General features: G+C 41.4%; 28 protein-coding genes. 22 read left to right on the top strand and 6 right to left on the bottom strand.

Annotated elements, in window-relative coordinates:
• Positions 1-257 precede the first annotated feature (257 nt).
• Both BTO08_RS12770 and BTO08_RS12765 read left to right on the top strand, forming a co-directional pair.
• Positions 258-980, top strand: coding sequence for an SDR family oxidoreductase (locus tag BTO08_RS12770; RefSeq protein ID WP_105061184.1), 723 nt, complete (start codon positions 258-260; stop codon positions 978-980).
• Between the two features lie 159 nt (positions 981-1,139).
• Positions 1,140-2,144, top strand: coding sequence for an acyltransferase (locus BTO08_RS12765; RefSeq protein WP_105061183.1), 1,005 nt, complete (start codon positions 1,140-1,142; stop codon positions 2,142-2,144).
• 59 nt (positions 2,145-2,203) lie between these two features.
• Here BTO08_RS12765 and BTO08_RS12760 read toward each other — a convergent pair whose 3' ends face one another.
• A complete protein-coding gene (locus BTO08_RS12760; RefSeq protein WP_005372057.1) occupies positions 2,204-2,536 on the bottom strand; it encodes a DUF2500 domain-containing protein in 333 nt (110 codons plus the stop codon).
• Between the two features lie 189 nt (positions 2,537-2,725).
• On the opposite strand from BTO08_RS12760, the gene BTO08_RS12755 reads away from it, so the two are divergent.
• The 4 genes from BTO08_RS12755 (at position 2,726) to BTO08_RS12735 (ending at position 5,578) form a co-directional block, all read left to right on the top strand.
• Positions 2,726-3,082 carry a hypothetical protein gene (locus tag BTO08_RS12755; RefSeq protein WP_005372055.1) on the top strand — a complete coding sequence of 119 codons (357 nt, stop codon included), beginning with the start codon at positions 2,726-2,728 and terminating at the stop codon, positions 3,080-3,082.
• 982 nt (positions 3,083-4,064) lie between these two features.
• Entirely contained in the window at positions 4,065-4,685 is a 621-nt protein-coding gene (locus BTO08_RS12745) for a lysoplasmalogenase (RefSeq protein WP_105061182.1), read from the top strand.
• Positions 4,686-4,707: 22 nt separating this feature from the next.
• Positions 4,708-5,028, top strand: coding sequence for a DUF2007 domain-containing protein (locus tag BTO08_RS12740; protein ID WP_005372049.1), 321 nt, complete (start codon positions 4,708-4,710; stop codon positions 5,026-5,028).
• A gap of 307 nt (positions 5,029-5,335) precedes the next feature.
• Complete coding sequence (locus tag BTO08_RS12735; protein WP_045085049.1) at positions 5,336-5,578, top strand: hypothetical protein; 243 nt, start codon at positions 5,336-5,338, stop codon at positions 5,576-5,578.
• 259 nt (positions 5,579-5,837) lie between these two features.
• On the opposite strand, the gene BTO08_RS12730 is transcribed toward BTO08_RS12735, so the two are convergent.
• Complete coding sequence (locus tag BTO08_RS12730; RefSeq protein WP_005372036.1) at positions 5,838-6,104, bottom strand: DUF1145 domain-containing protein; 267 nt, start codon at positions 6,102-6,104, stop codon at positions 5,838-5,840.
• Positions 6,101-6,706 (bottom strand): 16S rRNA (guanine(966)-N(2))-methyltransferase RsmD, encoded by a 606-nt coding sequence (gene rsmD, locus BTO08_RS12725; protein ID WP_005372034.1) that lies wholly within the window; start codon positions 6,704-6,706, stop codon positions 6,101-6,103. Before rsmD ends, BTO08_RS12730 begins: the two co-directional genes overlap by 4 nt.
• 84 nt (positions 6,707-6,790) lie before the next feature.
• On the opposite strand from rsmD, the gene ftsY reads away from it, so the two are divergent.
• From ftsY to glpG, 6 genes are all read left to right on the top strand, one after another.
• Positions 6,791-8,170, top strand: coding sequence for a signal recognition particle-docking protein FtsY (gene ftsY, locus BTO08_RS12720; RefSeq protein WP_105061181.1), 1,380 nt, complete (start codon positions 6,791-6,793; stop codon positions 8,168-8,170).
• Positions 8,171-8,173: 3 nt separating this feature from the next.
• A complete protein-coding gene (ftsE, locus tag BTO08_RS12715) occupies positions 8,174-8,842 on the top strand; it encodes a cell division ATP-binding protein FtsE (RefSeq protein WP_006647648.1) in 669 nt (222 codons plus the stop codon).
• The gene (gene ftsX, locus BTO08_RS12710) at positions 8,832-9,764 is read left to right on the top strand and encodes a permease-like cell division protein FtsX (protein WP_105061180.1); all 933 of its coding nucleotides are present in this window, start codon (positions 8,832-8,834) and stop codon (positions 9,762-9,764) included. Before ftsE ends, ftsX begins: the two co-directional genes overlap by 11 nt.
• Positions 9,765-9,948: 184 nt before the next feature.
• On the top strand, positions 9,949-10,809 hold the full coding sequence (gene rpoH / locus BTO08_RS12705) for an RNA polymerase sigma factor RpoH (protein ID WP_105061179.1): 861 nt from the start codon (positions 9,949-9,951) through the stop codon (positions 10,807-10,809).
• Positions 10,810-11,358: 549 nt separating this feature from the next.
• Entirely contained in the window at positions 11,359-11,685 is a 327-nt protein-coding gene (gene glpE / locus BTO08_RS12700) for a thiosulfate sulfurtransferase GlpE (protein ID WP_105061178.1), read from the top strand.
• Between the two features lie 79 nt (positions 11,686-11,764).
• Entirely contained in the window at positions 11,765-12,610 is an 846-nt protein-coding gene (glpG, locus tag BTO08_RS12695) for a rhomboid family intramembrane serine protease GlpG (protein WP_105061177.1), read from the top strand.
• 61 nt (positions 12,611-12,671) lie between these two features.
• On the opposite strand, the gene BTO08_RS12690 is transcribed toward glpG, so the two are convergent.
• Positions 12,672-13,091 (bottom strand): flagellar basal body-associated protein FliL, encoded by a 420-nt coding sequence (locus BTO08_RS12690; RefSeq protein ID WP_105061176.1) that lies wholly within the window; start codon positions 13,089-13,091, stop codon positions 12,672-12,674.
• 168 nt (positions 13,092-13,259) lie between these two features.
• Between BTO08_RS12690 and BTO08_RS12685 the strand changes: the two genes are divergently transcribed.
• Complete coding sequence (locus BTO08_RS12685) at positions 13,260-13,802, top strand: chorismate--pyruvate lyase family protein (protein ID WP_105061175.1); 543 nt, start codon at positions 13,260-13,262, stop codon at positions 13,800-13,802.
• Positions 13,796-14,656, top strand: a complete 861-nt coding sequence (gene ubiA, locus BTO08_RS12680; protein WP_105061174.1) for a 4-hydroxybenzoate octaprenyltransferase — start codon at positions 13,796-13,798, stop codon at positions 14,654-14,656. The genes BTO08_RS12685 and ubiA overlap by 7 nt, the downstream gene beginning before the upstream one ends.
• An 80-nt stretch (positions 14,657-14,736) precedes the next feature.
• Here ubiA and plsB read toward each other — a convergent pair whose 3' ends face one another.
• Positions 14,737-17,178, bottom strand: a complete 2,442-nt coding sequence (gene plsB, locus BTO08_RS12675; protein ID WP_105061173.1) for a glycerol-3-phosphate 1-O-acyltransferase PlsB — start codon at positions 17,176-17,178, stop codon at positions 14,737-14,739.
• 351 nt (positions 17,179-17,529) lie between these two features.
• On the opposite strand from plsB, the gene lexA reads away from it, so the two are divergent.
• The 6 genes from lexA (at position 17,530) to BTO08_RS12640 (ending at position 23,691) form a co-directional block, all read left to right on the top strand.
• Positions 17,530-18,150 carry a transcriptional repressor LexA gene (gene lexA / locus BTO08_RS12665; protein ID WP_005372006.1) on the top strand — a complete coding sequence of 207 codons (621 nt, stop codon included), beginning with the start codon at positions 17,530-17,532 and terminating at the stop codon, positions 18,148-18,150.
• A 139-nt stretch (positions 18,151-18,289) separates the two neighbouring features.
• Positions 18,290-19,087 carry a class I SAM-dependent methyltransferase gene (locus BTO08_RS12660; RefSeq protein ID WP_005372004.1) on the top strand — a complete coding sequence of 266 codons (798 nt, stop codon included), beginning with the start codon at positions 18,290-18,292 and terminating at the stop codon, positions 19,085-19,087.
• A gap of 365 nt (positions 19,088-19,452) precedes the next feature.
• On the top strand, positions 19,453-20,595 hold the full coding sequence (gene coxB / locus BTO08_RS12655) for a cytochrome c oxidase subunit II (RefSeq protein ID WP_105061172.1): 1,143 nt from the start codon (positions 19,453-19,455) through the stop codon (positions 20,593-20,595).
• A gap of 12 nt (positions 20,596-20,607) precedes the next feature.
• A complete protein-coding gene (ctaD, locus tag BTO08_RS12650; RefSeq protein WP_105061171.1) occupies positions 20,608-22,227 on the top strand; it encodes a cytochrome c oxidase subunit I in 1,620 nt (539 codons plus the stop codon).
• Between the two features lie 8 nt (positions 22,228-22,235).
• Entirely contained in the window at positions 22,236-22,811 is a 576-nt protein-coding gene (locus BTO08_RS12645) for a cytochrome c oxidase assembly protein (RefSeq protein WP_105061170.1), read from the top strand.
• Positions 22,795-23,691 (top strand): cytochrome c oxidase subunit 3, encoded by an 897-nt coding sequence (locus BTO08_RS12640; RefSeq protein WP_105061169.1) that lies wholly within the window; start codon positions 22,795-22,797, stop codon positions 23,689-23,691. Before BTO08_RS12645 ends, BTO08_RS12640 begins: the two co-directional genes overlap by 17 nt.
• A gap of 22 nt (positions 23,692-23,713) precedes the next feature.
• Here BTO08_RS12640 and BTO08_RS12635 read toward each other — a convergent pair whose 3' ends face one another.
• Positions 23,714-23,920, bottom strand: a complete 207-nt coding sequence (locus BTO08_RS12635; RefSeq protein ID WP_105061168.1) for a DUF2909 domain-containing protein — start codon at positions 23,918-23,920, stop codon at positions 23,714-23,716.
• Between the two features lie 91 nt (positions 23,921-24,011).
• On the opposite strand from BTO08_RS12635, the gene BTO08_RS12630 reads away from it, so the two are divergent.
• A complete protein-coding gene (locus BTO08_RS12630; RefSeq protein WP_105061167.1) occupies positions 24,012-24,695 on the top strand; it encodes an SURF1 family protein in 684 nt (227 codons plus the stop codon).
• Positions 24,692-25,228, top strand: a complete 537-nt coding sequence (locus BTO08_RS12625) for a cytochrome oxidase (protein ID WP_105061166.1) — start codon at positions 24,692-24,694, stop codon at positions 25,226-25,228. The genes BTO08_RS12630 and BTO08_RS12625 overlap by 4 nt, the downstream gene beginning before the upstream one ends.
• The last annotated feature ends 7 nt before the right edge of the window (positions 25,229-25,235 follow it).

Here is a 25,235-nt window from a genome sequence, read left to right as displayed (position 1 = left end):
AGACTTTTAAATGTGTTTTAACGCGGGATTTTTAACTATTTGTTAAAGCTATGTTTTTTGTTGCATAAAAAACCTTTCATTTGGATAAGAAAAGCCAACAAAAAAAGTAATAAAAAAAGCTCTTATCCATAATTTTTTTTGATGATAAACCTAAGAAATCGATATTTTTCACTTCTCTCAATTCGACCTATAGTGAATGCATCAACAACATGCCGGCCTGTTGAATATTTTTCGAATTACCAGAGTAGGAAAGTCTTATGTCTAAATCTTTAGTTGTTATTACAGGTGCAAGTTCGGGTATTGGTGAAGCAACAGCACGTCAATTGTCTGCAGAAGGTTACCCATTATTATTACTTGCGCGTCGTGTAGAACGCATGGAAGCAATGAACTTACCGAATACACTGTGTCGAGCAGTCGATGTGACTGATGCGCAAGCAATTCAAGCTGCGGTTGCTGAAGCGGAAGAAAAGTTTGGTTCTGTTGATTGTTTAATTAACAATGCTGGCATGATGCTACTTGGCCTTGCTGATGAACAAGATCCAGCAGAATGGCAGACGATGTTCAATGTTAATGTGATGGGTATGCTAAACGGCATTCACGTCGTATTGGCAGGCATGAAAGCGCGTAAACACGGTACAGTGATTAACATTAGCTCTATTGCTGGACGTAAAACCTTCCCTAATCATGCGGCTTATTGCGGAACTAAATTTGCTGTTCACGCGATCACTGAAAATATCCGTGAAGAAGTCGCTGACGATAATGTTCGCTTTATTACTATCGCACCAGGTGCTGTTGAAACTGAATTACTAAGCCATACCAGTAGTGACGCGATTAAAGCTGGCTATGAAGAGTGGAAAGAAGGTATGGGTGGGGTGATTGCACCACAAGATATTGCGAATGCGATTAGCTATGCATACAACCAACCTCAGAATTTATGTATTCGTGAAATTGTGCTTGCCGCTACGCGCCAACAACCATAATGCGTTGTCGCTGAAGGGGGCAATGTCAGCGTGTTGTGAGTAATGTTAAAAAGACACGCTTATTCAATACATGTTATTGATCCCCTGTTATATTTAAAGAGAAGTTATTGGTATCAGTGATATTAATAACTTCTCTTTTTTGTATCAGAGGGATAGGTAATGAGAGAAAAGGTTGGGTATTTTGATCTTCTGCGGGTGGTTGCGGCCATTGCTGTAGTTGTGATCCATGTTTTAGGGCCGTATCGAGAACAATTAGGGCAAATACCTAACTGGGAATGGATCACCGCGATTACTTTTAACAGTTTTAGTCGTTGGGCTGTACCTGTATTCATTATGATCACAGGGGCGTTAATGCTCAGCGATGAACGTCCATTTGAAGGGCGCTATTATTTCAAGCGTCGTGTCGGTAAGGTTTTGATTCCATTTGTTGTGTGGTCTGTTTTTTACGCTTTCTTCTCGGCTTTTTCTGCCTCTGGCACAAACTTTTCGACCAGTTGGAAGCTACTGACAGATCTGCCTTTTCATGAAACTTATTACCACCTAGGTTTCTTTTACTACTTCATTCCTTTATATGTCATTGTCCCTTTTTATCAATGGGCGGTTCAACGTATGGAGCCAGGACAAGTGAAAGGGGTGGTGATGGTATGGCTGGTGATCACAGGTTCGTACTTGTACCACATTGATGGTTTATGGAGTGAGACTTACCTCCTATACAGTGGCTATTTAGTGCTAGGCTACTGTCTGTACAAATATCATTGGCCTGCGATGAAGTGGCTTATTCCTTTAGCAATTGTGGCCTTGTTGGTGACAGATTATATGGTAGTGAGCCATAGTTTAACGGCTGGCGAATATAAAATTGGTCGTTGGTTATCATATAAAACCCTGAATACAGCAATAGCGGCCGCAGGTGTCTTCGTTTTGTGTCGTTACATGTTTGATAAATTTAGTGAGAGTGCGCGTTCTCGATTAGCAGTACTGAGCCGCTATAGCTTAGGGGTGTATTTGCTCCACCCTATTTTCTTATGGCCATTGCGAAATTATGATTGGTATTTTGCGAATCCTCTGATTGCTATCCCAGTTTGGACAGTGATAGCGGGTGGACTAGCGTTAGGAGCGAGTTGGCTGTTAAGCCGCAGCCCGAAAACCGCTTGGTTGGTACCATAAAATAAAAAAGCCTGACGTTGTCAGGCTTTTTTATTGCATCATATTGGCGCTTTAAATAGTTAATCACGTTGTAAGGCAAAGTGAATAAACTGCTGTCCACGATAGGTCATAGTGCCTTTATCTCCCGGGTTTAAAGCATGGTAATAGTGGATACCTACCATAAATTCACGCTTTGGCCCTCCTGATATAGGCTCAACATAAATCCAATATTCTTCATCTTCTTCACCCGCTTGAGCGCCGATGATTTTATTGCTCTGTTTATCGAGGATCATAACGTCGAGTTTTTTCTCTGGCGCGCCAAGCCCCAGCGTATGTCGACGATAGCTAAAAATAAAATAACCAAATGAGAAGATAAATAGAATGCAAATTGCCACGATGATCCCTGTTGGCATAACACTAACTCCTTGAACGATGAAAGACAGTTTCATGGCTATTATTCACAATCAGTGAGATATCACTAATCAATGGATAGAAAAGCGTGATCTATACGCGACAAAATGAAGTAAATTTTATGTTACTTATCTTGCATATTGGCACTTTAGTTGTAAGGTAAAGGTATAGCATCAACAAGGAGTGGGCTCATGATTGATATTGAGCAAGTGATTGATCGTTCTCGCCGTATTGAAGATTTATTACGTCAGCATTATCACGCGAAAGGTTCTGATCTTCAGCAATTAATAATCAGTTGTGAAGATCGCCTACCACATGATGTGCTAATTAAGCTGGATAAGGTTGCTGAATTAAATAAACAATTTACTTCATCAGATACATTAGTTGATTCGAGTGATGAATTTATCAAGTTATGTAATTGGTGTGAAAAAGAGCTAGCCCCGCGAAGTAGTCGCTTGGTATGGGGAGTGGCGATTACATTATTATGTGGCTTTACGCTTGCGGCAATATGGTTTTATAGCGTGAATTGGCACCATATTAAGTTGTAAGCGTTAAATCTTAGATTTTCTTATTAGGCCCGGTGCAGTAATGCGTCGGGTTTTCTTTTATTTAAAAATCAAAAATTGTAGGAATTTAATACGAATCTTAACATTTTGTGATGTAGATAAAAAAATGGCGCCAATAGGCGCTATTTTTTTGAAATTGATAATTCTTTTAGTAAAGAACTGGCAATGTCATTAGGCCTACAACAACCGCAATCATCATAAGCCCTTGTTTTTGTGAAGGTGTCATTATTTTATTATCCTTTTTTAGTGGTTGTTTTTTTTCTTGACAAAAAGAATAACATTTTTTTAGCTGCTTTGGCAATTGAGGGTGGTGAAAAACTTAGATAAAAACATTTTAAAATCAAGATAAAGCTTTTAAATGGACGAAAAAGAGAAGTTTATTGTTTTTTTACGCAGGGTGTTTTTGTTTGGTTTTGTTGTTTTTTGGTTTTATATTATTGATTTTTATTTGTTATTTTGTTTTTCATTGTGATGGTGAATTCTTTATTTATCAAAATAAGTGTTTATGTTGTCTAGTCTTTTGTCCTTTAATTTATTCTAACTTTTCTGTAGTGATATTTGTTTTTTTATAACTAAATCAGTCGTTTTTGGTGTTTATTATTACCCAAACGCCTATTTGGATTGTGTTTTTATTTTTTGGTGGTTTATTCACCAAAGTAATATGCGTGAAAAATTACGGTTATAGCATGATTTTATTTCTTATCTTTATGTTTTATAGGTGTTTTTTTTGTTGTCTTTATAGTCTTCTTGAAGCGGTGATGTATTTTGTGGATATAAAGTGATAAAAAATTAATAAAATAGCTTTGCATAAGAGGTAAACGGTTGCTTTTACAATCTATCAAAGGTGTGTTGAGGGCTGTTATGAGGTGGTTGTACGCCATTTCTGATTATTGAGATGGCAAATACAATAATATTTGCTCACCTTTACAAAGAGTGTATTTAAAATCGTAGTGAATGTCTGATTATGTGGTTATGTATTATATTTTTAGCGGTATTGCACATTACTGCTGCTTATCGAGGACCACGCTGGCTTTACTATGTCAGTAAACCGTTAACGGTTATGTTGATGGTCATACAATGCGTATGGATCGGTGCTCCCAGTTTTTATTACTGGGCAATTGTTGTAGGGCTTTGCTTTTCAATCATTGGTGATATTTACTTAATGTTGCCAACAGATCGCTTTTTCGCTGGCCTGATGAGCTTTTTTCTTGCTCATATTGCTTTTACCGTCGCATTTGCCAGTCAATGGCAAGGAACAATAAGTTGGTGGTTACTTGCGCTTTGTCTAGCCATCGGTATTGTCGTTTTCTTACTGTTGTTACCTTCTCTAGCACCACTACAAACGCCAGTTGCTTTCTATATACTCATTATTATGGCGATGATCTTTGCTGCTGGGCAGTATTGGTTGTTGTCCCATAGCCAAGCCGCACTATTTACCGTCGTTGGCGCTATTTTATTTGTGCTATCAGATCTTACCTTGGCTGTTAATCGTTTTAAGGGTGAGTTCGGTGCCGCAACGGCAATCATTATGTCGACGTACTTTATTGCTCAAGGTTTATTTGTTGGCTCAGTACTCGTTTTATAGCCTGTCATTTGAGGAGTTATCTATGTCAGAGCAATGGCAGTGTATCTATAGCGCTTGTAATAGCTTGGAAGCGCACAGCGTGAAAGGGTTATTAGAAAGTGAGGGAGTTAATGCACGGTTAACGGGTGAGGCGTTAGGTGCTGCGATGGGAGAGCTTCCAGCGAATGTTGTTGAAGTGAAAGTATGGGTTGAGCAATGGCAATGGCAACGCGCACAAGGGATTGTCAGTGATTATAAACGCACTGATTATCATGATTGGCATTGTTCGCAGTGCGGTGAAGTGAATCAAGGACAATTTGAACTGTGTTGGAATTGCCAATGCGACCGCGATCAAGAGCCTTAATCGAGGTAGAAAATAAGTATCAAATCAACGTGCAAATAATAAGAAAACCCAACCGTCTTTAACCCCATTCTTTAATGCGTATCCCTTCTTGATAGATGGTTATTCCGAATCATCTTTTTATTGTTTAATTTCCTCGTCTTACCTATTCCGCTATTAAGTACTTCACGACCTTCTCTTTTATTATTGCTTATTGGTAATAATCTTTTGTGTTTTTATTGTATTGTTGTTTTTGGTGTAATTATTGATAATGCATCCATCGAAACGCACAAGGCGTTCACAAACATAAAGACACAAGGTTTTATTACTCATGAAAACAGTTATTAAAGCAACTATCGCAGCCGCTATCATCGCTATGTCTTACAACGCTTCAGCAAAAGATGGTGCGTTCACAGGTAATGTTCAATTTCAAAAAGCAGCGGCTAGCACTATGAATGCGGCGCACTACCAAAAACAAGGTACTGCAGAGCGTTCACACTCAGGTGTGGTATTCACACAATCAGCATCACAACTTACCTTTGCTGAAAAGCTACTGTCTGCTGCTGATAAATAAGCCGCAGATATCGGCAAGCAACACCCCATTTTAATTATTACGTTTACGTAATAGTGGTTAACTTTTCATTTTATTGTTTATTTCCGGTAAGTGAGCTGTTGTTAGCATTAACACCAACACCAACAACAACCATAAAGATTCGGTGTCGATAGCACTCACTTTGTTATTCACGCATGTTATTACCCAGACTATCGGTAATGAGGTGATGCAACAAAAAAAGCGAACCCTATGGTTCGCTTTTTTATTATCTTTAATTTGGTTACATCATATGCTTACGGCGGATATCAAGCAGGGCGAAGATACCAAAAATTAAAATGGACCACTTTTCCCAACCGGACATGTTAATTTTGTCGCCAAATGCACCAATAAATATCAGCATTTGTAAGCCATGCATCATAAACAAGAACGCTGTCATGATATATAACGCCATAGCAGCAACGCCAGGGAATGGGTGAACGATATTAATCAGTAGTACCAGCCAAACAAAGGCAATGGCAAGTTTTGCGATAAGTATTAGCGCCTTCATGGTTCCTCTCTTGCAAATAAGCGGTAGCAAACCTGTCCTGCCGTTTTTTCACGGTGTAGGTGCCAATGGCTTGGCGTTATCAGGTTGCCCAATTCCTTTTCTGCTTCAATATAAATCATTGCATGGGGAGCAAGCCAGCCGTTGTTTTCTAATGCGGCGATCACGTCTTGAATAAGATCTTTTCTAAATGGGGGATCAATAAAGACTAAATCATGTGCACGTCCTTGTTGTGACAAAAACGTTAAGCTGTCACCATTAACCACAGTGGCATTTTTTGCCCCAACGGTTTTTAAGTTTTGCTCTAATTGATTCGCGGCTTTTTTGTCGAGTTCAAGCATCGTTACGCTTTCAGCGCCACGAGAAAGAGCTTCAAAACTTAAACCGCCGCTACCAGCGAACAGATCAAGGCATTTAGATTGATAAATGTCTTGCGCTAACCAGTTGAAAAGTGTTTCTTTTACACGGTCAGTGGTCGGACGTAGTCCTTCGACATCATGAACGGGTAATTTGCGTCCACGCCATTGTCCGCTAATGATGCGAACGAACCCGCCAGGACGATTATTTTGTGGTTTGCGAGTTGTTTGTTGTCTACGCTGCGTCATAGATTTTTTTGACCGTTAAGAAAATGATAGTATACACCTGTTTTTAGGCTGCAAATTGTACCAATCAAGCGCTAGGATTCGCCAATGGCAGAAAAAAAGAAACGCGGTTTATTTTCATGGCTCGGATTTAGCTCTGAAGATAACGATGCTCAAAAGGAACAAACTACTGAACAATCAGTAGTGGATGGGGCTATTGATAGCCCTGAATCAACACATTCCTCTGACGAGGCGAAGACGAAAGTTGAGCATAATAACGATGTTCAAACTGACGAAAGCGCTGCGGCAGAGCAAGAAAAGATTGCTAAGACCGATGATGTCGAATTGGCAAAGACGTTGCAAGTAGATGACGCTGAAAAAAGCAGTGTTATTGAAGAAACTGTAACGATTGAGCCTGAAGCTTCTGATGTTCTTGAGCCTTCTAATGCAATAGATAACGCTGAGATTGTAGAATCTATCGCTTCAACAAACGTTGAAACAAGTGAAACCGAATCAGCGACGGAAGAAGAGATAGCAAAACCTGTAGAGCAAGAAAAACCGAAATCGGAAGGCTTCTTTGCCCGCTTAATGCGTGGCTTAAAGAAAACCAAAACCAATTTTGGTGCGGGTTTCTTTGGCTTATTTAGCGGTAAGAAAATTGATGATGAGCTGTTTGAAGAGCTGGAAGAACAGCTACTCATTGCAGATGTCGGCATGGATACCACGCTGAAAATTATCGAAAATCTGACCGATAAAGCATCAAAAAAGGAACTTAAAGACGGTGAAGCCCTCTATGGTTTACTAAAAGATGAACTAGCTGACATGTTAGCTAAAGTCGAACAACCTTTGGTTATCGATACTAGCAAAAAGCCTTATGTCATCTTAATGGTCGGCGTAAATGGAGTGGGTAAAACGACCACTATCGGTAAGTTAGCTAAGCAATTCCAAGCGGAAGGTAAATCTGTGATGTTAGCGGCAGGTGATACATTCCGTGCTGCTGCTGTTGAACAGTTACAAGTTTGGGGTGAACGAAACAACGTTCCTGTTGTTGCCCAGCACACTGGCGCTGATAGCGCATCAGTGATCTTTGATGCCATTGAATCGGCAAAAGCAAAGAATGTTGATGTGGTTATTGCCGATACTGCTGGCCGTTTGCAAAACAAAGGCAACTTAATGGAAGAGCTGCGTAAGATCGTACGTGTAATGAAAAAGGTGGACGTTGATGCCCCTCATGAAATTATGCTAACTGTCGATGCGGGCACTGGTCAAAATGCCATTAGCCAAGCTAAATTGTTCAGTGATGTTGCTCCTGTATCAGGAATTACGATCACTAAATTAGATGGTACAGCGAAAGGTGGTGTGATCTTTGCGGTGGCAGATCAGTTTAATATTCCGATTCGATACATTGGTGTCGGTGAAGGTATTGACGATCTCCGTCCATTTGCTGCAGAAGAATTTATTGAAGCATTATTTAGTGATGAGGAATAAAGTGTGATTCGATTTCAGCAGGTAAGTAAAGCTTATCGTGGCGGTAGGCAAGCCCTACAGAAAGTAGATTTTCATCTACGTCCAGCAGACATGGCTTTTTTAACTGGTCACTCTGGTGCCGGTAAAAGTACTCTGCTGAAATTAATTTGTGCTTTAGAACGACCAAGTGATGGTCAGATCTGGTTTAACGGTCATGACATCACGCGATTACCAAATAAGCAGATCCCTTTTCTGCGCCGAAATATCGGTATTATTTTCCAAGATCATAAATTGTTAATGGATCGCAGTGTTTACGACAATGTCGCGTTACCACTGCGAGTTGAACAAGTTTCGGAAAATGAGATTAAGCGTCGTGTTTGTGCGGCACTTGATAAGGTTGGATTATTGGATAAAGCAAAATGTTTGCCTATCCAATTATCTGGCGGTGAGCAACAGCGTGTCGGTATTGCCCGCGCTGTTGTTAACAAACCTATGTTACTGCTAGCTGATGAGCCGACCGGTAACCTAGATGCGGATTTATCACAACAAGTACTACGCTTGTTTGAAGAATTTAATCGTGTTGGAGTCAGCGTTTTAATGGCAACCCACGATACATCATTATTAGCGAGTCGAAACTATCGTCGCTTTGATTTACAAAAAGGAAATCTAAGGGAGCTTACTCATGGCGCGTAAATCTACGGGCTTTTTTGCGATCCATCGTCAGCAGGGAAGTACCGCATTAAAGGATATGTTTCGTCGCCCACTAGGTAACTTTTTAACCTTAGCAGTACTCGCATTTGCGTTAACGCTACCTTGTACCTTCTACCTAATGGCTAAAAATATCACGGTAGTGGCCGATTCTTGGCAAAACCCTAGCCAAATTACGTTGTATTTGAATAGCGATGTTAGTGACAGTGACGGTCAAGCTTTTGCTGATACTGTCAAAACCTGGCCTGAAGCTGAAAGTGTTCAATATATTTCGGCGGCCAAAGGATTAGAAGAATTCCGTCAACACGGCGGCTTTGAGAAAGCATTGAGTTTGTTTGATAGTAAAGATAACCCTTTGCCTGCGGTCGTTATTGTTAAGCCTGCACCTGATTGGCAGGGCGATGTACAAGCCCGTGCGCTAGCCGATAAATTAGGTAAAGAGCCACAAGTTAATGAAGTGCGTTTAGATAGTGATTGGCTACAACGTTTAGCCGCTATTCAAGATCTTGCTGTAACGTTAGCTGCATTGATGTCAGGTTTAATGCTCTTTGCTGTGTTCTTAATTGTTGGTAATACATTACGTTTACAAGTACTGAGCCATAAAGATGAAATTCAAGTGATGAAAATGGTGGGGGCTACCGACAGTTATATTTTACGCCCTTATCTTTATGTTGGCGCTTGGTATGGTTTGATTGCGGCCGTGATTGCTTGGATTTTAGCTGCGATTGTGACATTACTGCTTGATGAAGCTGTGGCGAAACTTGCTAACCTCTATGGAAGCAATTTTAGAATGATAGGATTGAGCTGGGACGAAAGCTTAATTATGGTTATGCTTGCTACGTTTTTAGGCTTGTTGGCTGCACGACTTTCTGCTGGTCGACATCTAAAAGAGATCGAGCCTGTGTAACGTATTGTTCTCAGTTCCGACATCATTTTTATTTATTATTGATGCCTGTAATTCATATTCATTTGCGCTTGAGCTTGCAATTGAACTATGTTTACAGGCATTATTGCATGTTCACGTAACGTTCGTTGTCGTTTATTTATCGTTACGATAGAACAAAAATAGCACAAACATACGAGGTCTTTGAATGTCACAAGAGATGTCTGCAATGGCTCTGGTATCAACGGAAAGTTTAGATAGTTATATCCAAACTGTTAATCGTTATCCAATGCTTACGCCTGAGCGTGAGAAAGAGTTAGCTGAACGTCTGCATTACGATGATGATATTAATTCTGCGAAAGCATTAGTAATGTCGCATCTGCGCTTCGTTGTTCATATTGCTCGTGGTTACTCTGGTTATGGCCTACCAATTGCCGATCTTATTCAAGAGGGCAATATTGGTTTAATGAAGGCAGTGAAACGATTTAACCCCGAAGTTGGGGTACGACTCGTGTCGTTTGCTGTGCATTGGATTAAAGCAGAGATCCATGAATATGTACTGCGTAATTGGCGAATTGTGAAAGTTGCAACGACCAAGGCACAACGTAAATTATTCTTTAACCTACGTAAGTCGAAAAAGCGCTTGGGTTGGTTTAATAATGATGAAGTCAATATGGTCGCAGAGCAGCTTGGGGTTGAACCTTCCGATGTACGTGAAATGGAATCACGTCTCGCAGCGCAAGATCCTACGTTTGAAATGCAAAATGACGATGATGAGCGTGATACCACACCGGTTGCTCCAGCTTACTATTTAGAAGATAAAAGCTCTGATGTCGCATTAACATATGAAGAAAACAACTGGGAAAATCATGCGAACAATCGATTATCTCAGGCGTTAGCGAGCCTTGATGAACGTAGTCAGCATATCGTACGTTCACGTTGGTTAGATGATGAAAAATCAACGTTGCAAGATTTAGCCGATAATTACGGTGTTTCTGCCGAGCGTATTCGCCAGTTAGAAAAAAATGCGATGAAAAAGTTAAAAGATGCAGTGGGCGATTTTTATTGATCCTTTGCATTGTGAAGATGAGAAGCCGACCTAAGTGTCGGCTTTTTTGTGCCTGAGGATCCGTAATGAGCTTAGAAACAGAGTGATCTAACGCAATTGAGCTAGTTGACTATCACCTTGAATATAATGAGATAAACATCACAATTGTGGGTATAGTTGTGTACTAAATAGCATGTTATCCACAGTTTATGATCGGATCCTAACTATATGTAGTGGATCCTTTGTTGCTAAAACACATTATCAACGCAATTCACAGCTTTTTCCACAGATGGTTACTTTGTGTTCGTGTTGAGGTTATGATCATCGACAAGCCTTTGTCTTCATTTGAAACTTCATGAGCCGATAAGATACCTGTGTGTGGATAAACCCTGATTTTGGCGTGGAATATATTCCCCAGAAGCTGAGGTATACTGTGTTTAATAATGAGATACCGCAGTAAAAGTCAGGATCATGTGAAAAGGATCTTGTATAGGTTTAGCGGATCATATTATTGAGCATTGGTAGATCACGATGCGATGATAAAAATAACAAGTCAGGTAAAGGAAAATCATGGAACAGTTTCAACATATCTCAGTCGAGCAGGCCTATCAGTTATTACAACAAACGGATAGTCAGGCAGTTTTAGTCGATATTCGCGATCCTCAGTCATTTGCCCTAGCGCACCCAGAGCAAGCGTTTCATTTAACCAATGACACCATGGTTAGCTGGATGGATCAGGTGGACTTTGAGCAGCCGGTGATTGTGATGTGCTACCACGGTATCAGTAGTCAAGGCGCTGCACAGTATTTGATCAATCAAGGTTATGAAAATGTGTATAGCTTAGATGGTGGCTTTGAAGGTTGGCGTCGTGCGGCATTACCTGTGATTGAAGCATAAAGGCTTTACAGTGGTATCGAGCGCGCGATAATGATAGATCTTAAGTCAGATTCTATTTTTGAACAGAAAGGTCATCATTATGTATCGCTTAGCGGGATTTTATAACCCACGACAGGCACAAGCTTTTATCGATTATATGGCCTATCGAGGTATCGAAATATCGATGGCGCCAGAGCCTGAAGGTAAATTTGCATTATGGTTGGCAGATGAGCAATACCTTGTTGAAGCAGAAGCTGAGCTTAATGCATTTTTACTCGACCCCAATAATAAAAAATATCAAGCGGCATCTTGGCAAGTCGCTGAAAGCCGAACCGCAAAGTTTAACTACAGTAATCCAAGTTTGATCAATATGGTTAAAGCTCAAGCAGGGCCTTTTACCTTATTGGTCATGGTCGCATCATTGGTGATTTATGGCTTATGGTTACTCGGTTTTGAACAGGTCTTATTTGAGTGGCTACATTTCCCGTTTATGAATGGCGATCAATGGGAATTATGGCGTTACTTCTCTCACGCATTACTGCATTTTTCTCCTATTCATGTGATTTTTAACTGCCTATGGTGGTGGTTACTGGGCGGGCAAATTGAACGTCATAGTGGTTCTGCTAAATTAGTGCAGATTTTTTTACTGTCCTCATTAGTTTCAGGTTTTGGTCAGTTCTGGCTTGATGGGCCTAATTTCGGCGGTTTATCTGGTGTGGTGTATGCGCTATTAGGCTACATCTGGTGGATGGGATGGCTGGCACCACAGCGCGGTTTAGTGATTGCCCGCTCTTACGTTGTGTTTATGTTGGTATGGTTAGTGATTGGATTTGCTGAGCCGATGGGAATGTCGATTGCCAATATGGCGCATTTATTTGGCTTAATTTCAGGCTGTGTGATTGCGTTATTTGACGCTAAAGTAAACCCATCAAAGCGTGCTCAATAATGGAAAGACAATATCGTTAAAGGGGAAAGTTTGCTTTAACGATATTTCACTGTCTTTTCTTTTATTGATAAAGAAACTTAGTAAAGAGCAGCTCAGCGACGGGCTGTTGGCGGGTTTCTGCTAGCAGGAGTCGATTGACTTGATCTTGGCAAGCTCGGCGGATTTCTTCACGGCCAGCAAGTGATTTGATTTTTGCTTCTGGCTGTTTACTCACAATATCAATAATCGCATCACGAATAAGCGGGGTGTGGTGCTCAATATTGGTGAGGTTGGTTTGATTGTTTATCATCAAATCCACTTGGAGACGAATATAACCCAGCCGTTTACCTTGGGTAACATAGTTGGTTGTGATGTCAGGCTCTAACGTGTAGTAAGTGATTTGAGGGGAGGCTGCCACATCTTCATTAGATGCTACCGCCATTGGGCTTTGAAGCATGCTGACAAGCGTTAGCGCTGCCGCGAAAACAGATAATTTTATCATTATACTTATGTTGTCCACTTAGTTTGTGAGAAACAGGTGTAATCTTTGCACGGTAACGATATTCGTACTGGTTACAGCTTGCTACAATAGCAGATCATTATGGTAATAAATTAACCGAATACAACCAAGTGTTATCGATCACGAGTTTGTTGATTAAGTAGTGAGAAAATGTCGGAATTCAAGCAGTTATATAGTCCGTTACTTGAAGGTGCTGTATGGTATCCAGCCTCTGAATGGGCATTAGAAGGACGTTCCGTTGGTTCTTGGTTACTCGAGTCTGACTCTTTATCGCGCCGTTTAGCCGCGCATTGTCGTGTTTTTTCAGTCACAGTATTAGCGCAAAACGTAATAAAAAATAGTGAGTTATCACTATCAGAGCGTGCGTTATTAGGACACAGCGATTGCCTTGAACGTATTGTTATGCTCAATGGTGATCAACAGCCTTGGGTCTATGCTCGAACACTAATGCCGACCACGATATTATGTGGGGACGAAAGTGATTTAGCCGAATTAGGCGCTAATCCTTTAGGGTATCGTATTTTTAATGGCAACAATTCCCGTCGTGATGCTCTGGAAGTTGCAAAAATAGGCATGCCAGAACAATCGATTTGGGCTCGTCGTTCAAGATTATGGATTAATGAAAAACCTATGCTGGTGGCAGAGTTGTTTTTACCTCGTTCACCTGTGTATGCAAGGAATAACAAATGTTAGAAATGACTAAGGCGAGAGCGTTTTGGCAATTAGCGCGTTTTGATCGTCCAATTGGTAGCTTATTATTATTATGGCCAACCTTGTGGGCACTCTTTCTTGCCGCTGATGGCATGCCAAATATAAATGTATTAATTGTTTTTGTCTTAGGTGTCATTTTCATGCGTGCAGCAGGATGCGTGATTAATGACTTTGCTGATCGTAATTTTGATGGTCATGTTAAACGTACCAAAGATCGTCCAATGCCGTCGGGTAAGGTGTCTGAGCGCGAAGCGTTAGGCTTATTTTTCTTGTTAGTTCTGGTGTCTTTTTTACTGGTTTTAACCATGAATAGCTTAACCATCATGTTATCTGTGGTGGGAGTACTATTAGCGGCATGTTATCCATTCATGAAGCGTTATACCCATCTACCTCAATTGGTTTTAGGTGTTGCATTTGGCTGGTCTATTCCAATGGCATATGCAGCACAAGCGGGTGATTTATCGCTGAGTGCATGGCTATTATTTACCGCCAATATTTTGTGGACGATTGCGTATGACACCCAATATGCGATGGTAGATCGGGATGATGATTTAAAGGTTGGGATTAAGTCGACAGCCATCTTATTTGGACGTTTTGACAAGCTAATTATTGGCTTACTTCAGCTTGCAACGCTGAGCTTATTGATTGCTGTCGGTATGGTGCTGCAATTAGGTCAAATGTATTACTGGTCATTGTTGCTAGCGTCAGGCTTATTTGTTTATCAACAGATGTTGCTTAAAGAGCGCCTACGTGAAAGCTGTTTCCGTGCGTTTTTAAATAATAACTACTTCGGCATGATTGTCTGTGTCGGTATTGTATTAAGTGTCTGCTTTTAGAAATATGATTTAATGCTTTAGTGAATCTGTTAAAGATATAAAAAAAGCGCCGTTATGGCGCTTTTTTTCGTTACGTATCTTTATTCTTGTTTGTCTTTAGCATCTTCTAGGTGCATCACCGCTTGAATGGTGAGATTCACTTCTGGTGAGACTAACGAGGTGAGTAGATTCGCTAAGTTTTCTACTGGACGTGCTACCGCATGGCACTCGTCATTGAGATAACCTTCGCTACGTAATGTTTTCACCAAAATACTAAAGACACCCTTATCGAAAAATTCTGGTGCATTGATCCCGTGTAAACGACTTAGACGTTGAGCAAGTACTTGGCTGTGATGTTCTAAATCATTTTTCGCCATTTCAGGCTCTGCACGCAGCAAGGTTAGTGCAATCGCATAACGTTGTAGTGTTTCTGATATTGTGCGAGCCAGTAGCTGAAGAGGGCCAATACGGGCATTATTAATAGAAATATTAATCCCATCGTTAAGCAATAGACGTTGGCGTACAAGCTCATCAATGATCTTATCAATTTCAGTATTTAGCTGCTCATTATCAAAACGTAAGAACAATTCTGCTTTTAAGAATGGATACAGTAATTCAACTTGTTCATGAATTTCATCATTGGTTAAGCTTTGCTGCTGTACCACAATATGTGCAATCAATGATGGTAATGCGAATAAGTGAATGATGTTATTACGGTAGTACGTCATCAAGATCGATTGCTGACGATCAAGCGAAATGATATCGCCTAATGTGTCATGCTCAACCACGAACTTATCCATTGCAACCGCATGCTCAATCATTTGCTCGGCATTTTCTTTTGGCGTTGTACACTGGCTTGAATATGGCGTATTACGCAATAGTTCAATGTAGCATTCAATTTGCTGCTCTAGTACTTCACGGCTTAATGCGCGCTGTCGTGATGCCAGTAATGCAAGGGCGCATAACGTCATTGCATTGGTTGCTGCAGCGTCGTTAATATGCGTCATCATTTTAACGGCTAAATCGTTCACTACAGGTGTCAACCAGCTTGGTTTTTGTGGCTCGATTGGGTTAATGTCTTTGTGCCACTCAGGTACATTGTCATTTAAGTATTGGTTAAGTGGAATAGGCTCACCAAAGTTGACATAACCTTCGCCTAAATTACGCAACTTGCGTAATGTTCGGATAACTTGGCCAACATTTTCTTTTTCTTTACGCTTACCTTGCAGCTCTTTTGCGTAAGTGCCCACTTCCATTACATGTTCATAGCCGATGTACACTGGTACTAACGTAACTGGGCGGTTTAAACCACGCAGCATGGCTTGGATTGTCATTGAAAGCATACCGGTTTTTGCCGGTAATAAGCGACCTGTACGCGAACGACCGCCTTCACTGAAGTATTCAACTGAATACCCTTTAGTAAACAACTCAGATAAGTATTCACGGAAGACTGTTGAGTACAGGCGATCACCACGGAAACTACGACGAATAAAGAACGCACCACCACGACGGAAAATAGGACCGGCAGGGAAGAAGTTTAAGTTAATACCAGCGGCAATGTGTGGCGGTACTAAGCCTTCGTTATAAAGCACGTAAGAAAGCAGTAAGTAGTCCATGTGACTTCGGTGGCAGGGTACATATACAATTTCATGACCATCTTGTGCTAAACGACGCACACGTTGGGCATTTTTGATATTTAAACCTTGGTAAAGTTTGGTCCATAGCCAGCGTAGGAAGCGCTCACCGTTCTTGATCAGTGGGTAAGAAAAATCTGTCGCAATTTCTTCCATCATACAGATGGCTTCTTTACGTACTTTCTCAACTGGTACTTGACGGCTGATCGCTTCTTCTTGAACCACTTTATCAATGGCTTTAGAAGCCAGTAGACGCTTAAACAGCAGCTGACGATCAGGCAGACGTGGGCCAGACGTCGCAATTTGTTGGCGCGAAAAATGGATTTTTGCCACACGTGCTAGTTTTTGTGCAATCGCATCATCGGTACCATGATGATCGGCCATATAACGAAGCGATACTGGCGTACTTAAACGCACTAAAGAATCACGACCATGCGTTAAGATTGCCCAGAATTTTGCAGGCCCATTTAAAGGTCGTAAGGTTGCTTTGCGTTTGGATTCTTTACCCGGTGCTCGTCCCCATAAAATAGAAGCTGGCACTAACTGAACGTTTAACTCAGGATCTTGTTTGTGTTGCTCAAGTAACTCGGTAAAGAGTTCAATCGAATCTTGAGGTAGGGCATTATTAGTGCCAAATACACTCGGGCCTTCAGCAACAAAGACAAAACGTGGAAAGCTATGACCATTAATTTCTAATTTAGTTAATGGATCGGGTAGTCCTAATGCTTTAGCACTGCTACGTAGTGTTAATAAATCAGTATTAGAGCAGTACGGTAAAATGTAGGCGATTGGTCGCTCTAAATCCAACTCTAAATCAGCAACAGGATCAGATGGAATGGTTGCTGGTTTAACTAATAAAGAAAGCGGCAACTTTAATAATTGTTGATAAAATTTTTGCCAACGTGACATATTTATAACGAGCCTCAGAATCTTAATGCGCCGCAAGGATAGCAGAAAATGATTGATTTCATGCAGCTAAAATACAGTTGATAGCGTTTAAATTATCATTTTTTATGGTCTTTTATTGTTTCTTTTTGACCGATGAGTGGTTTAAAAAACAATCTGGCATGACCAGTGAGTTAAATCTAATTGATTCTACTGAAATTATTATATCTGCGAGACGGCTGTAATTATTCTAGTACGTAAGCTCTGATAAGTTTGAATAACTGATCAAATTGGTGTTTTCGTAAACAATTGCCTTTTAATGTGGCTGAACACTGGATATACTCACAGTGAACTGTATAAAAAGACAGGTGACTCATGAAGCCGTTGACATTACGCCAACAAGAAGTCTTTGATTTAATCAAAGCAAAAATAGACGAAACAGGTATGCCACCGACACGTGCTGAAATTGCACGTGAATTAGGTTTTCGCTCTGCGAATGCGGCAGAAGAACATTTAAAAGCATTAGCACGTAAAGAAGTGTTGGAAATTATTCCAGGCGCATCGCGTGGTATTCGCTTACTTGTCAATCAAGAAGAGCCTGAAGAGCAGGGACTACCACTAATTGGTCGTGTCGCTGCTGGCGAACCGATTTTAGCGCAAGAACATGTTGAAGCGCATTATGAAGTCGATCCTATGTTATTTAAACCTCGTGCCGATTTTTTACTACGTGTAAATGGGATGAGTATGAAAAATATCGGGATTATGGATGGCGACTTGCTGGCCGTACATAAAACCCAAGATGTTCATAACGGTCAAGTTGTGGTTGCACGTGTTGATGACGATGTAACGGTTAAGCGTCTTGATAAGCAGGGAGCCAAAGTGCTACTCCATGCTGAAAACGAAGAGTTTTCACCTATTGAAGTTGATCTTGAGCATCAAAGCTTAACCATCGAAGGCATTGCTGTTGGCGTGATACGAAACGCTGATTGGATGTGATGGTTATTGAACGACGGATTGAGTAAAGCAAAAAAGCGCAGTTAAAGCTGCGCTTTTTTATTGTCTCAAGAAAATGACTAGTAAACTTTGCAAATCTAACTGATAATTATTATCATCTTTTATTCATAAGGAGATAATGATGACGAAAATAAAGCGCTACACCATTCCCTCTGATTTACTTCAACCACTTTGGTATCGCAGCCGAGAAAGCTTAGCCGATGACGGTCTTATTTATGATCCGGTGGCTGCTGTAGCATGTCGTCAATGTTATCTTGAGCCTGATTGCGTAGGGCAACAAGTTCCTCAACGTCAACTTTTACATGCCACTTTAACTTTGCAGTGCGATAAACAAGTTAAAGACTTCTTAACTCGATATCCTTATGGGCAGGTTGTTAATGTAGGTGCAGGGCTGGATACCCGCTTTTACCGTTTAGATAACGGACGTTGTCGCTGGTTTGAGTTAGATACTGATGAAAATTTACTTTGGCGAGAGAAACTATTTCATCGCAGTGATCGTTATATGCTGAAAACAGGTTCAGTCACTGATCTCAGTTGGTTAAAGCGTCTTCCGAAAAGTGCTCAAACACCGATACTTTTAATTTGCGATCAAGCACTATTAGCCTGTAATTCAGCGCAATTAGCAACATTTATCCAGCGTATGGGGTGTAGTTTTAGCCATATGGAAATGTGTATCGTGGTTGCGGGCGATCTATGCCATGTCCCAATTGCGAAAAAGATGGGGTGCGGTGAATACCATCATGGTTATAGAGATCCTGCGCAACAAATGATCAATTGGTTGCCATGGGCTGAGTTGATTGATTGTTTTAGCCCATTTGATAATCCCTGTCCGAGATGGCGAACATGGCAACGTTGGATTGCTAAAATGCCCAGTATGAAATATCGATTAACGCCTGTTGTTGTTCATTTGAAATTATAGCAAGGTATTAATATTACTATTGTTGATATAAACAACGCTTCTCGTCACAGCTGTAACTTATTGATATTGTGATACATGATAGCGAGTAGTTTATTTGTATCTATATATCAAAGTGTTATCTACTTTTTTGTTAGTTATTTTATATTCATGATTCTTTGCGTATTCTGCGATTCCTGCCTACGTTAAATATATCGAGACATTTTTATGTGTTGGTATGTGCTGCCCAATAAATGCTTTAAATAATAAAAAATAAATTAAATGATGCCGATTTGATAGCTCAGTTGCATCGTTATTAATAGATAGAAGCATTCTGCCACATAAAATTCGTTCAATTGCATATTTGAATGACAGGGGAGGTCAGAGCGATGCTTCGTTCATTGATCGCAGGAATAGCGAGTGTACTTTTCTCAATGCCGCTGATGGCTGACACCATGCAGCTTAATATGACACCGGGTGTAACGGCGGTGAGTCAGAATGTGTATGGTCTTCATATGACCATTCTCTACATTTGCATCGCGATTGGTGTGGTGGTATTCGGAGTCATGTTTTGGGCTATCTTTCACCACCGTAAGTCAAAAGGCGCAAAGCCTGCTTCATTCCATGAAAGCACCAAAGTAGAAATTATCTGGACGTTGATCCCTTTCATTATCTTAATTGGCATGGCTATTCCTGCAACTAAGACATTGATTGCAATGGAAGATACCTCAAAATCGGATGTGACTATCCTTGTGACAGGCTCGCAATGGAAGTGGCATTACAGCTATTTCAACCAAGACGTTGAATATTATTCCCACCTTGCAACAAGTGCTGAACAAATCAGCAATCAACGACAAAAGCGCGACAACTATTTATTAGAAGTCGATTACCCCTTAGTTCTTCCTGTCGGACAAAAAGTACGTTTTTTGATCACCTCACAAGATGTGATCCACTCATGGTGGGTGCCAGCTTTTGCGGTGAAAAAAGATGCTAATCCTGGCTTTATTAATGAAGCGTGGACACAAATTGATAAGCCCGGTATTTACCGAGGTCAGTGTGCCGAATTATGCGGTAAAGATCATGGCTTTATGCCAATTGTAGTTATAGCTAAGCCGCAAGCTGAATACGATGATTGGTTGCAGAAAACCAAGATCACTCAACGTAAAGCGCGTGAAGAAGAGCAGCGTTTGTTGGACATGCAAATGTCATTAGATGAGCTTATGGCACTGGGCGAAAAGACCTATACCGCTCGTTGTGCCATGTGTCACCAAGCAAATGGAGAAGGTATTCCAGGGGCATTTCCTGCACTGGCTGGTGAAGGGGTTTCTATTGATCCTAAAAGTAAGTTAGAGCACATAAGCGTTGTTGTTCACGGCAAGGCAGGTACCGCGATGCAAGCGTTTGGTCCTCAGTTGAGTTTGAAAGAGTTAGCCGCTGTTATTACTTATGAGCGTAATGCGTGGGGAAATAATACTGGAGAATCTGTTCAAGCGGCGGAAGTACAAGCGATTAAAAACGGTCAGCAACTATAAAGGAGAGTAAGCATGACGGATACAATGCGCCAAGAAGCTGAAATTGATACTGCTGGCTGTACTGACACAGAACACGACCATCATGCGTATCCTGCGAAAGGGCTAAAGCGTTGGTTGTTTACTACCAATCACAAAGATATCGGCACCCTATATTTGCTGTTTAGTTTAACCATGTTTTTTGTTGGCGGCGCAATGGCGATGGTTATTCGGGCTGAATTATTTCAACCGGGTTTACAGTTAGTTGAGCCCAACTTTTTTAATCAGATGACTACCGTTCATGGCTTAATTATGGTGTTTGGCGCCGTGATGCCAGCTTTCACCGGACTGGCTAACTGGATGATCCCAATGATGATTGGGGCACCAGATATGGCTTTACCAAGGATGAATAACTGGAGTTTCTGGATCCTACCTTTTGCATTTAGCTTATTGTTAGCCTCTCTTTTTATGGAAGGAGGCGGGCCTAATTTTGGTTGGACATTCTATGCGCCACTTTCAACAACATATAGCCCACCGAGTACGGGATTGTTTGTATTTGCCATTCACATCATGGGAATTAGCTCGATCATGGGAGCGATTAATGTTGTTGTGACCATAGTGAATATGCGCGCACCGGGTATGACGTATATGAAAATGCCACTCTTTGTTTGGACGTGGTTGATCACCGCATTTTTACTTATCGCGGTTATGCCTGTTTTAGCAGGCGCAGTGACTATGGTATTAACCGATAAATATTTTGGTACGAGCTTTTTTGATGCGGCGGGTGGTGGTGATCCTGTGATGTTCCAGCATATCTTCTGGTTCTTTGGTCACCCTGAAGTTTATATTATGATTTTGCCGAGTTTCGGTATTATCTCTGCCATTATCCCTGCTTTTTCGCGTAAGAAACTCTTTGGTTATAGCTCTATGGTGTACGCCACGGCATCCATTGCTGGGCTAAGCTTTGTAGTCTGGGCGCACCATATGTTCACCACGGGGATGCCTGTCGCGGCAGAGCTGTTTTTCATGTATTGCACCATGTTGATTTCAGTCCCTACGGGAGTGAAAGTCTTTAACTGGGTAGCGACAATGTGGCGAGGCTCATTAACTTTTGAGGTGCCAATGCTGTTTGCTATTGCGTTTATTGTGCTCTTTACCATTGGCGGCTTCTCTGGACTGATGCTTGCCATTACGCCTGCTGATTTTCAATATCATGACACCTATTTTGTGGTGGCTCATTTCCATTATGTATTAGTTACTGGGGCTATCTTTTCTATCATGGCAGCGGCCTATTATTGGTTACCCAAGTGGACGGGGCACATGTTTGATGAGCGTTTGGCGCACTGGCACTTTTGGTGCTCGCTGATCTCGGTCAACATCTTATTTTTCCCAATGCATTTTTTAGGACTCGCTGGGATGCCTCGCCGTATTCCTGATTATGCTCTGCAATTTGCTGATATTAACGCAGTGGTCAGTATTGGTGGTTTCTTGTTTGGGTTCTCTCAATTGATATTTATTGCGGTCTTAGTGAAATGTATTCGAGGGGGAGAAAAAGCAGCAGCCAAACCGTGGGAAGGTGCCGAAGGACTGGAGTGGACAGTCGCATCACCTGCACCATATCACACCTTTTCAACACCGCCCAAGATTGATCCTTAGGAGGCATGATGGATGAGCCTAAAAAACAGCGATCATTGTGGGGGTTAATTGCTGCAGCAGTTGGGATGTTTGGCTTTGCCTTTGCGTTGGTTCCCCTTTATGACGTGTTTTGCGATATCACGGGGATCAACGGAAAAACCGCATCAACACCAACAGAAACAAGTGATCGAGTGGATACCAGCCGAGAAGTGACGGTTGAATTTGTCGCCTATATTAATCCTGGCGTGAGGTGGCAATTTACGCCACAGGTAAAGCAAATCACGGTGCATCCTGGTGAAACGAAAATTATCAAATACGATGCGAAAAACTTAAATAAAGTCGCCACTATCGGACAAGCTGTGCCTTCGGTAACACCAGGTGTAGCGGCGAAGTACTTCAATAAAATCGAATGCTTTTGTTTTAACCATCAGCCTTTAGAGGGTGGTGAAAATGCAGAATTGCCGTTGGTGTTCTATATCGACCCTGACTTGCCTAAAGAGATAGAAACGCTGACTTTAGCTTACACCCTATTCAACGTTGCAACGGACAAGGATAACCCTGTGATTGAGCAACACAGTGAGGTGGATAATGTCAAAGCCCTATAGTGAAACCGATAACTTACCGCCAACAACGAAATATTATGTTCCCGATGAAAGTGCATGGCCCATTGTGGGGGCTATTGCCTTATTTCTTATAGCCTTAGGTGCTGGCGCGACTGTCGGAGATCTGTTTGGCGGTCAAGGTCCTTGGATCTTATTGGTAGGCGTTGGGCTAATTTTATTAATGCTAGTGGGTTGGTTCCGTGATGTGATCCGGGAATCGATGGCAGGGCTCTATAGTGCGCAGATGGATCGCTCTTTTCGTCAAGGAATGAGCTGGTTTATTTTTTCCGAAGTGATGTTCTTTGCCGCTTTTTTTGGTGCGTTATTTTATGCCCGAATGATTGCGGTGCCATGGCTGGGTGGTGCAAGTAATAATGTCATGACCAATGCGGTGTTGTGGCCGGACTTTGTCGCAATGTGGCCATTGGAAAAAACGCCAGATGGCACCGAAACCCAAGCGATGGGGCCAATAGGTTTACCGCTTTATAACACCATTTTATTACTGACATCATCGGTTACATTGCATTTTGCTCATGCCGCATTAGAGCAAAATAATCGTCCTCGATTGAAGTTGCTACTGTTGCTTACGGTATTACTAGGCGCGGTGTTTGTGTACTTACAAGGTGTTGAATATGTCCATGCTTATGAAGACATGAACCTACGATTAGATGCAGGGATTTATGGTAATACCTTCTTTATGTTAACTGGGTTTCATGGCGTTCATGTCACGCTTGGTGCGATTATCTTATTTATTGTGTGGTGTCGAATTTTAAAAGGGCACTTTACGCCTGAACATCATTTTGCATTTCAAGCAGGCGCTTGGTATTGGCACTTTGTTGATGTGGTGTGGTTAGGTTTATTTCTGTTTGTTTATATTCTTTAGTGTTTATTTTGAAGATACAAGATTAATACGGGCGAGGGTTGGGTGTGATAACCCCAGTTAATAAAGCAATCACAATCAGGCTAAAAACAACGACAGATAAGCCAATACGCCAGCCTAAGTAATGCGACATTGGGCGTGATGATTGACCTTTTAACATGATTGGGAGGGCTTTAAAAAGATTGACGATGATCACCAGTAATAAGCCGATAAGCAGTATTTTTATCAACATCGAAAGCCTCTGATTGAATAGGGGGTGATAACACATTAAGCGCTTATTTAAGGATAGCTGTTTTCAACCAATAGGGATGGAGGAAACATCGATGCGAAAAGTTGCTTTTGTTATTTTTACCTTCATCGTGGTGTGTATGTTAGGGCGATTAGGCTTTTGGCAATTAAGCCGAGCAGCTGAAAAACTTAAACTACAACAGCGAGTAGAAGAAACGATTCAGACCGAACCTATCTCTGATATTACGCAATTACCCAGTACGCCCGTTTGGCATAATGTGGCGCTTACTGGTGTGTTTGATAATCAGCATCCGATCTTACTTGATAACCAACTAAATAATGGTCAAGCAGGCTACCATTTTTATCTCCCTTTCCTTAGCCAAGGTCAATGGATATTGGTCAATCTGGGCTGGATTGCCGCGCCTCCTTATCGTGAGTTATATCCCGTGTTACCGCAATTTAGCGGTGAAAAAGTCATTACTGGTCTAATTGCACCGACCACTTCATTACTACAACTTAAGCCTGAATCATCAGCCGTGAGTTGGCCTTTACGGGTACAAAACATTGAACCGGCATGGCTGTCACAACAATTAAATCGCGCCCTACCGCAATGGGTGGTTCAAATTGCAGCTACTAACCCTCTAGCGTTAAAACAAAATTGGACCCCTGTTGTGATGAAAGCGGATAAGCATTATGGCTACGCCACGCAGTGGTTTGTTTTAGCCTTTGCAGTATTAGGGATGGCTGGGTGGTGGTTATCAAGAGGGAATAGTGAATGAAAAAATATAAGGTTTTAATGTTATTAGGCGTGATGTTTTTACTGCCTATTGTCCTCGCGAAATTGATGCTGACACAGCAGTGGTATAGCGGTGGTGTCACCAATAAAGGTCAATTATTAACTCCACCGTTGACGGCAAATTGGCTTGCGTCAGGAAAGTGGCAACTTATTTACTGGTTGCCTCAACAATGTGATAGCCGTTGTGAAGGTGCATTATTTCACTTAAAGCAAATGCCTCTTGCTGTTGGGGCTTATCAAGATCGGGTGAGAAGTGTTGTGCTGCTCTCACCTGAAGAGACAACAGCAGTCGTTCCCGTTGATGTTGAAAATCTGCAACGCTATCGCAGCAACACAGCAGAATATGAGCAATTTGTGCCATCTCAATATGGACTCAATGCAGTATACCTAGCCGATCCTCATGGCAATGTGATGATGGCCTATCCGCTAGAGGCTGAACCACAGGCCATTTTAGCACAAGGTAAAGACATCTTACGTGATTTAAAAAGGCTGCTAAAAGTATCAAAAATTGGCTAAATATCAT

The sequence above is a fragment of the Photobacterium angustum genome (genome assembly GCF_002954615.1).
GTDB lineage: Bacteria > Pseudomonadota > Gammaproteobacteria > Enterobacterales > Vibrionaceae > Photobacterium > Photobacterium angustum_A.
The sequence above is the reverse complement of the archived record's forward strand: the minus strand, read 5'-3'. Positions and strand labels throughout refer to the sequence as shown.

What these genes read in the sequence shown, in the direction of transcription:
- glpG (WP_105061177.1), top strand. Translation starts at nt 11,765, where the DNA reads ATGTATCGCTTAGCGGGATTTTATAACCCACGACAGGCACAAGCTTTT.
- BTO08_RS12735 (WP_045085049.1), top strand. Translation starts at nt 5,336, where the DNA reads ATGAAAACAGTTATTAAAGCAACTATCGCAGCCGCTATCATCGCTATG.
- plsB (WP_105061173.1), bottom strand. Translation starts at nt 17,178, where the DNA reads ATGTCACGTTGGCAAAAATTTTATCAACAATTATTAAAGTTGCCGCTT.
- BTO08_RS12640 (WP_105061169.1), top strand. Translation starts at nt 22,795, where the DNA reads ATGTCAAAGCCCTATAGTGAAACCGATAACTTACCGCCAACAACGAAA.
- ftsX (WP_105061180.1), top strand. Translation starts at nt 8,832, where the DNA reads ATGGCGCGTAAATCTACGGGCTTTTTTGCGATCCATCGTCAGCAGGGA.
- ubiA (WP_105061174.1), top strand. Translation starts at nt 13,796, where the DNA reads ATGTTAGAAATGACTAAGGCGAGAGCGTTTTGGCAATTAGCGCGTTTT.
- BTO08_RS12685 (WP_105061175.1), top strand. Translation starts at nt 13,260, where the DNA reads ATGTCGGAATTCAAGCAGTTATATAGTCCGTTACTTGAAGGTGCTGTA.
- rsmD (WP_005372034.1), bottom strand. Translation starts at nt 6,706, where the DNA reads ATGACGCAGCGTAGACAACAAACAACTCGCAAACCACAAAATAATCGT.
- BTO08_RS12690 (WP_105061176.1), bottom strand. Translation starts at nt 13,091, where the DNA reads ATGATAAAATTATCTGTTTTCGCGGCAGCGCTAACGCTTGTCAGCATG.
- BTO08_RS12765 (WP_105061183.1), top strand. Translation starts at nt 1,140, where the DNA reads ATGAGAGAAAAGGTTGGGTATTTTGATCTTCTGCGGGTGGTTGCGGCC.
- ftsY (WP_105061181.1), top strand. Translation starts at nt 6,791, where the DNA reads ATGGCAGAAAAAAAGAAACGCGGTTTATTTTCATGGCTCGGATTTAGC.
- ctaD (WP_105061171.1), top strand. Translation starts at nt 20,608, where the DNA reads ATGACGGATACAATGCGCCAAGAAGCTGAAATTGATACTGCTGGCTGT.
- BTO08_RS12740 (WP_005372049.1), top strand. Translation starts at nt 4,708, where the DNA reads ATGTCAGAGCAATGGCAGTGTATCTATAGCGCTTGTAATAGCTTGGAA.
- BTO08_RS12645 (WP_105061170.1), top strand. Translation starts at nt 22,236, where the DNA reads ATGGATGAGCCTAAAAAACAGCGATCATTGTGGGGGTTAATTGCTGCA.
- BTO08_RS12760 (WP_005372057.1), bottom strand. Translation starts at nt 2,536, where the DNA reads ATGCCAACAGGGATCATCGTGGCAATTTGCATTCTATTTATCTTCTCA.
- rpoH (WP_105061179.1), top strand. Translation starts at nt 9,949, where the DNA reads ATGTCACAAGAGATGTCTGCAATGGCTCTGGTATCAACGGAAAGTTTA.
- glpE (WP_105061178.1), top strand. Translation starts at nt 11,359, where the DNA reads ATGGAACAGTTTCAACATATCTCAGTCGAGCAGGCCTATCAGTTATTA.
- BTO08_RS12770 (WP_105061184.1), top strand. Translation starts at nt 258, where the DNA reads ATGTCTAAATCTTTAGTTGTTATTACAGGTGCAAGTTCGGGTATTGGT.
- BTO08_RS12635 (WP_105061168.1), bottom strand. Translation starts at nt 23,920, where the DNA reads ATGTTGATAAAAATACTGCTTATCGGCTTATTACTGGTGATCATCGTC.
- BTO08_RS12630 (WP_105061167.1), top strand. Translation starts at nt 24,012, where the DNA reads ATGCGAAAAGTTGCTTTTGTTATTTTTACCTTCATCGTGGTGTGTATG.
- BTO08_RS12730 (WP_005372036.1), bottom strand. Translation starts at nt 6,104, where the DNA reads ATGAAGGCGCTAATACTTATCGCAAAACTTGCCATTGCCTTTGTTTGG.
- BTO08_RS12745 (WP_105061182.1), top strand. Translation starts at nt 4,065, where the DNA reads ATGTGGTTATGTATTATATTTTTAGCGGTATTGCACATTACTGCTGCT.
- BTO08_RS12625 (WP_105061166.1), top strand. Translation starts at nt 24,692, where the DNA reads ATGAAAAAATATAAGGTTTTAATGTTATTAGGCGTGATGTTTTTACTG.
- lexA (WP_005372006.1), top strand. Translation starts at nt 17,530, where the DNA reads ATGAAGCCGTTGACATTACGCCAACAAGAAGTCTTTGATTTAATCAAA.
- BTO08_RS12660 (WP_005372004.1), top strand. Translation starts at nt 18,290, where the DNA reads ATGACGAAAATAAAGCGCTACACCATTCCCTCTGATTTACTTCAACCA.
- BTO08_RS12755 (WP_005372055.1), top strand. Translation starts at nt 2,726, where the DNA reads ATGATTGATATTGAGCAAGTGATTGATCGTTCTCGCCGTATTGAAGAT.
- coxB (WP_105061172.1), top strand. Translation starts at nt 19,453, where the DNA reads ATGCTTCGTTCATTGATCGCAGGAATAGCGAGTGTACTTTTCTCAATG.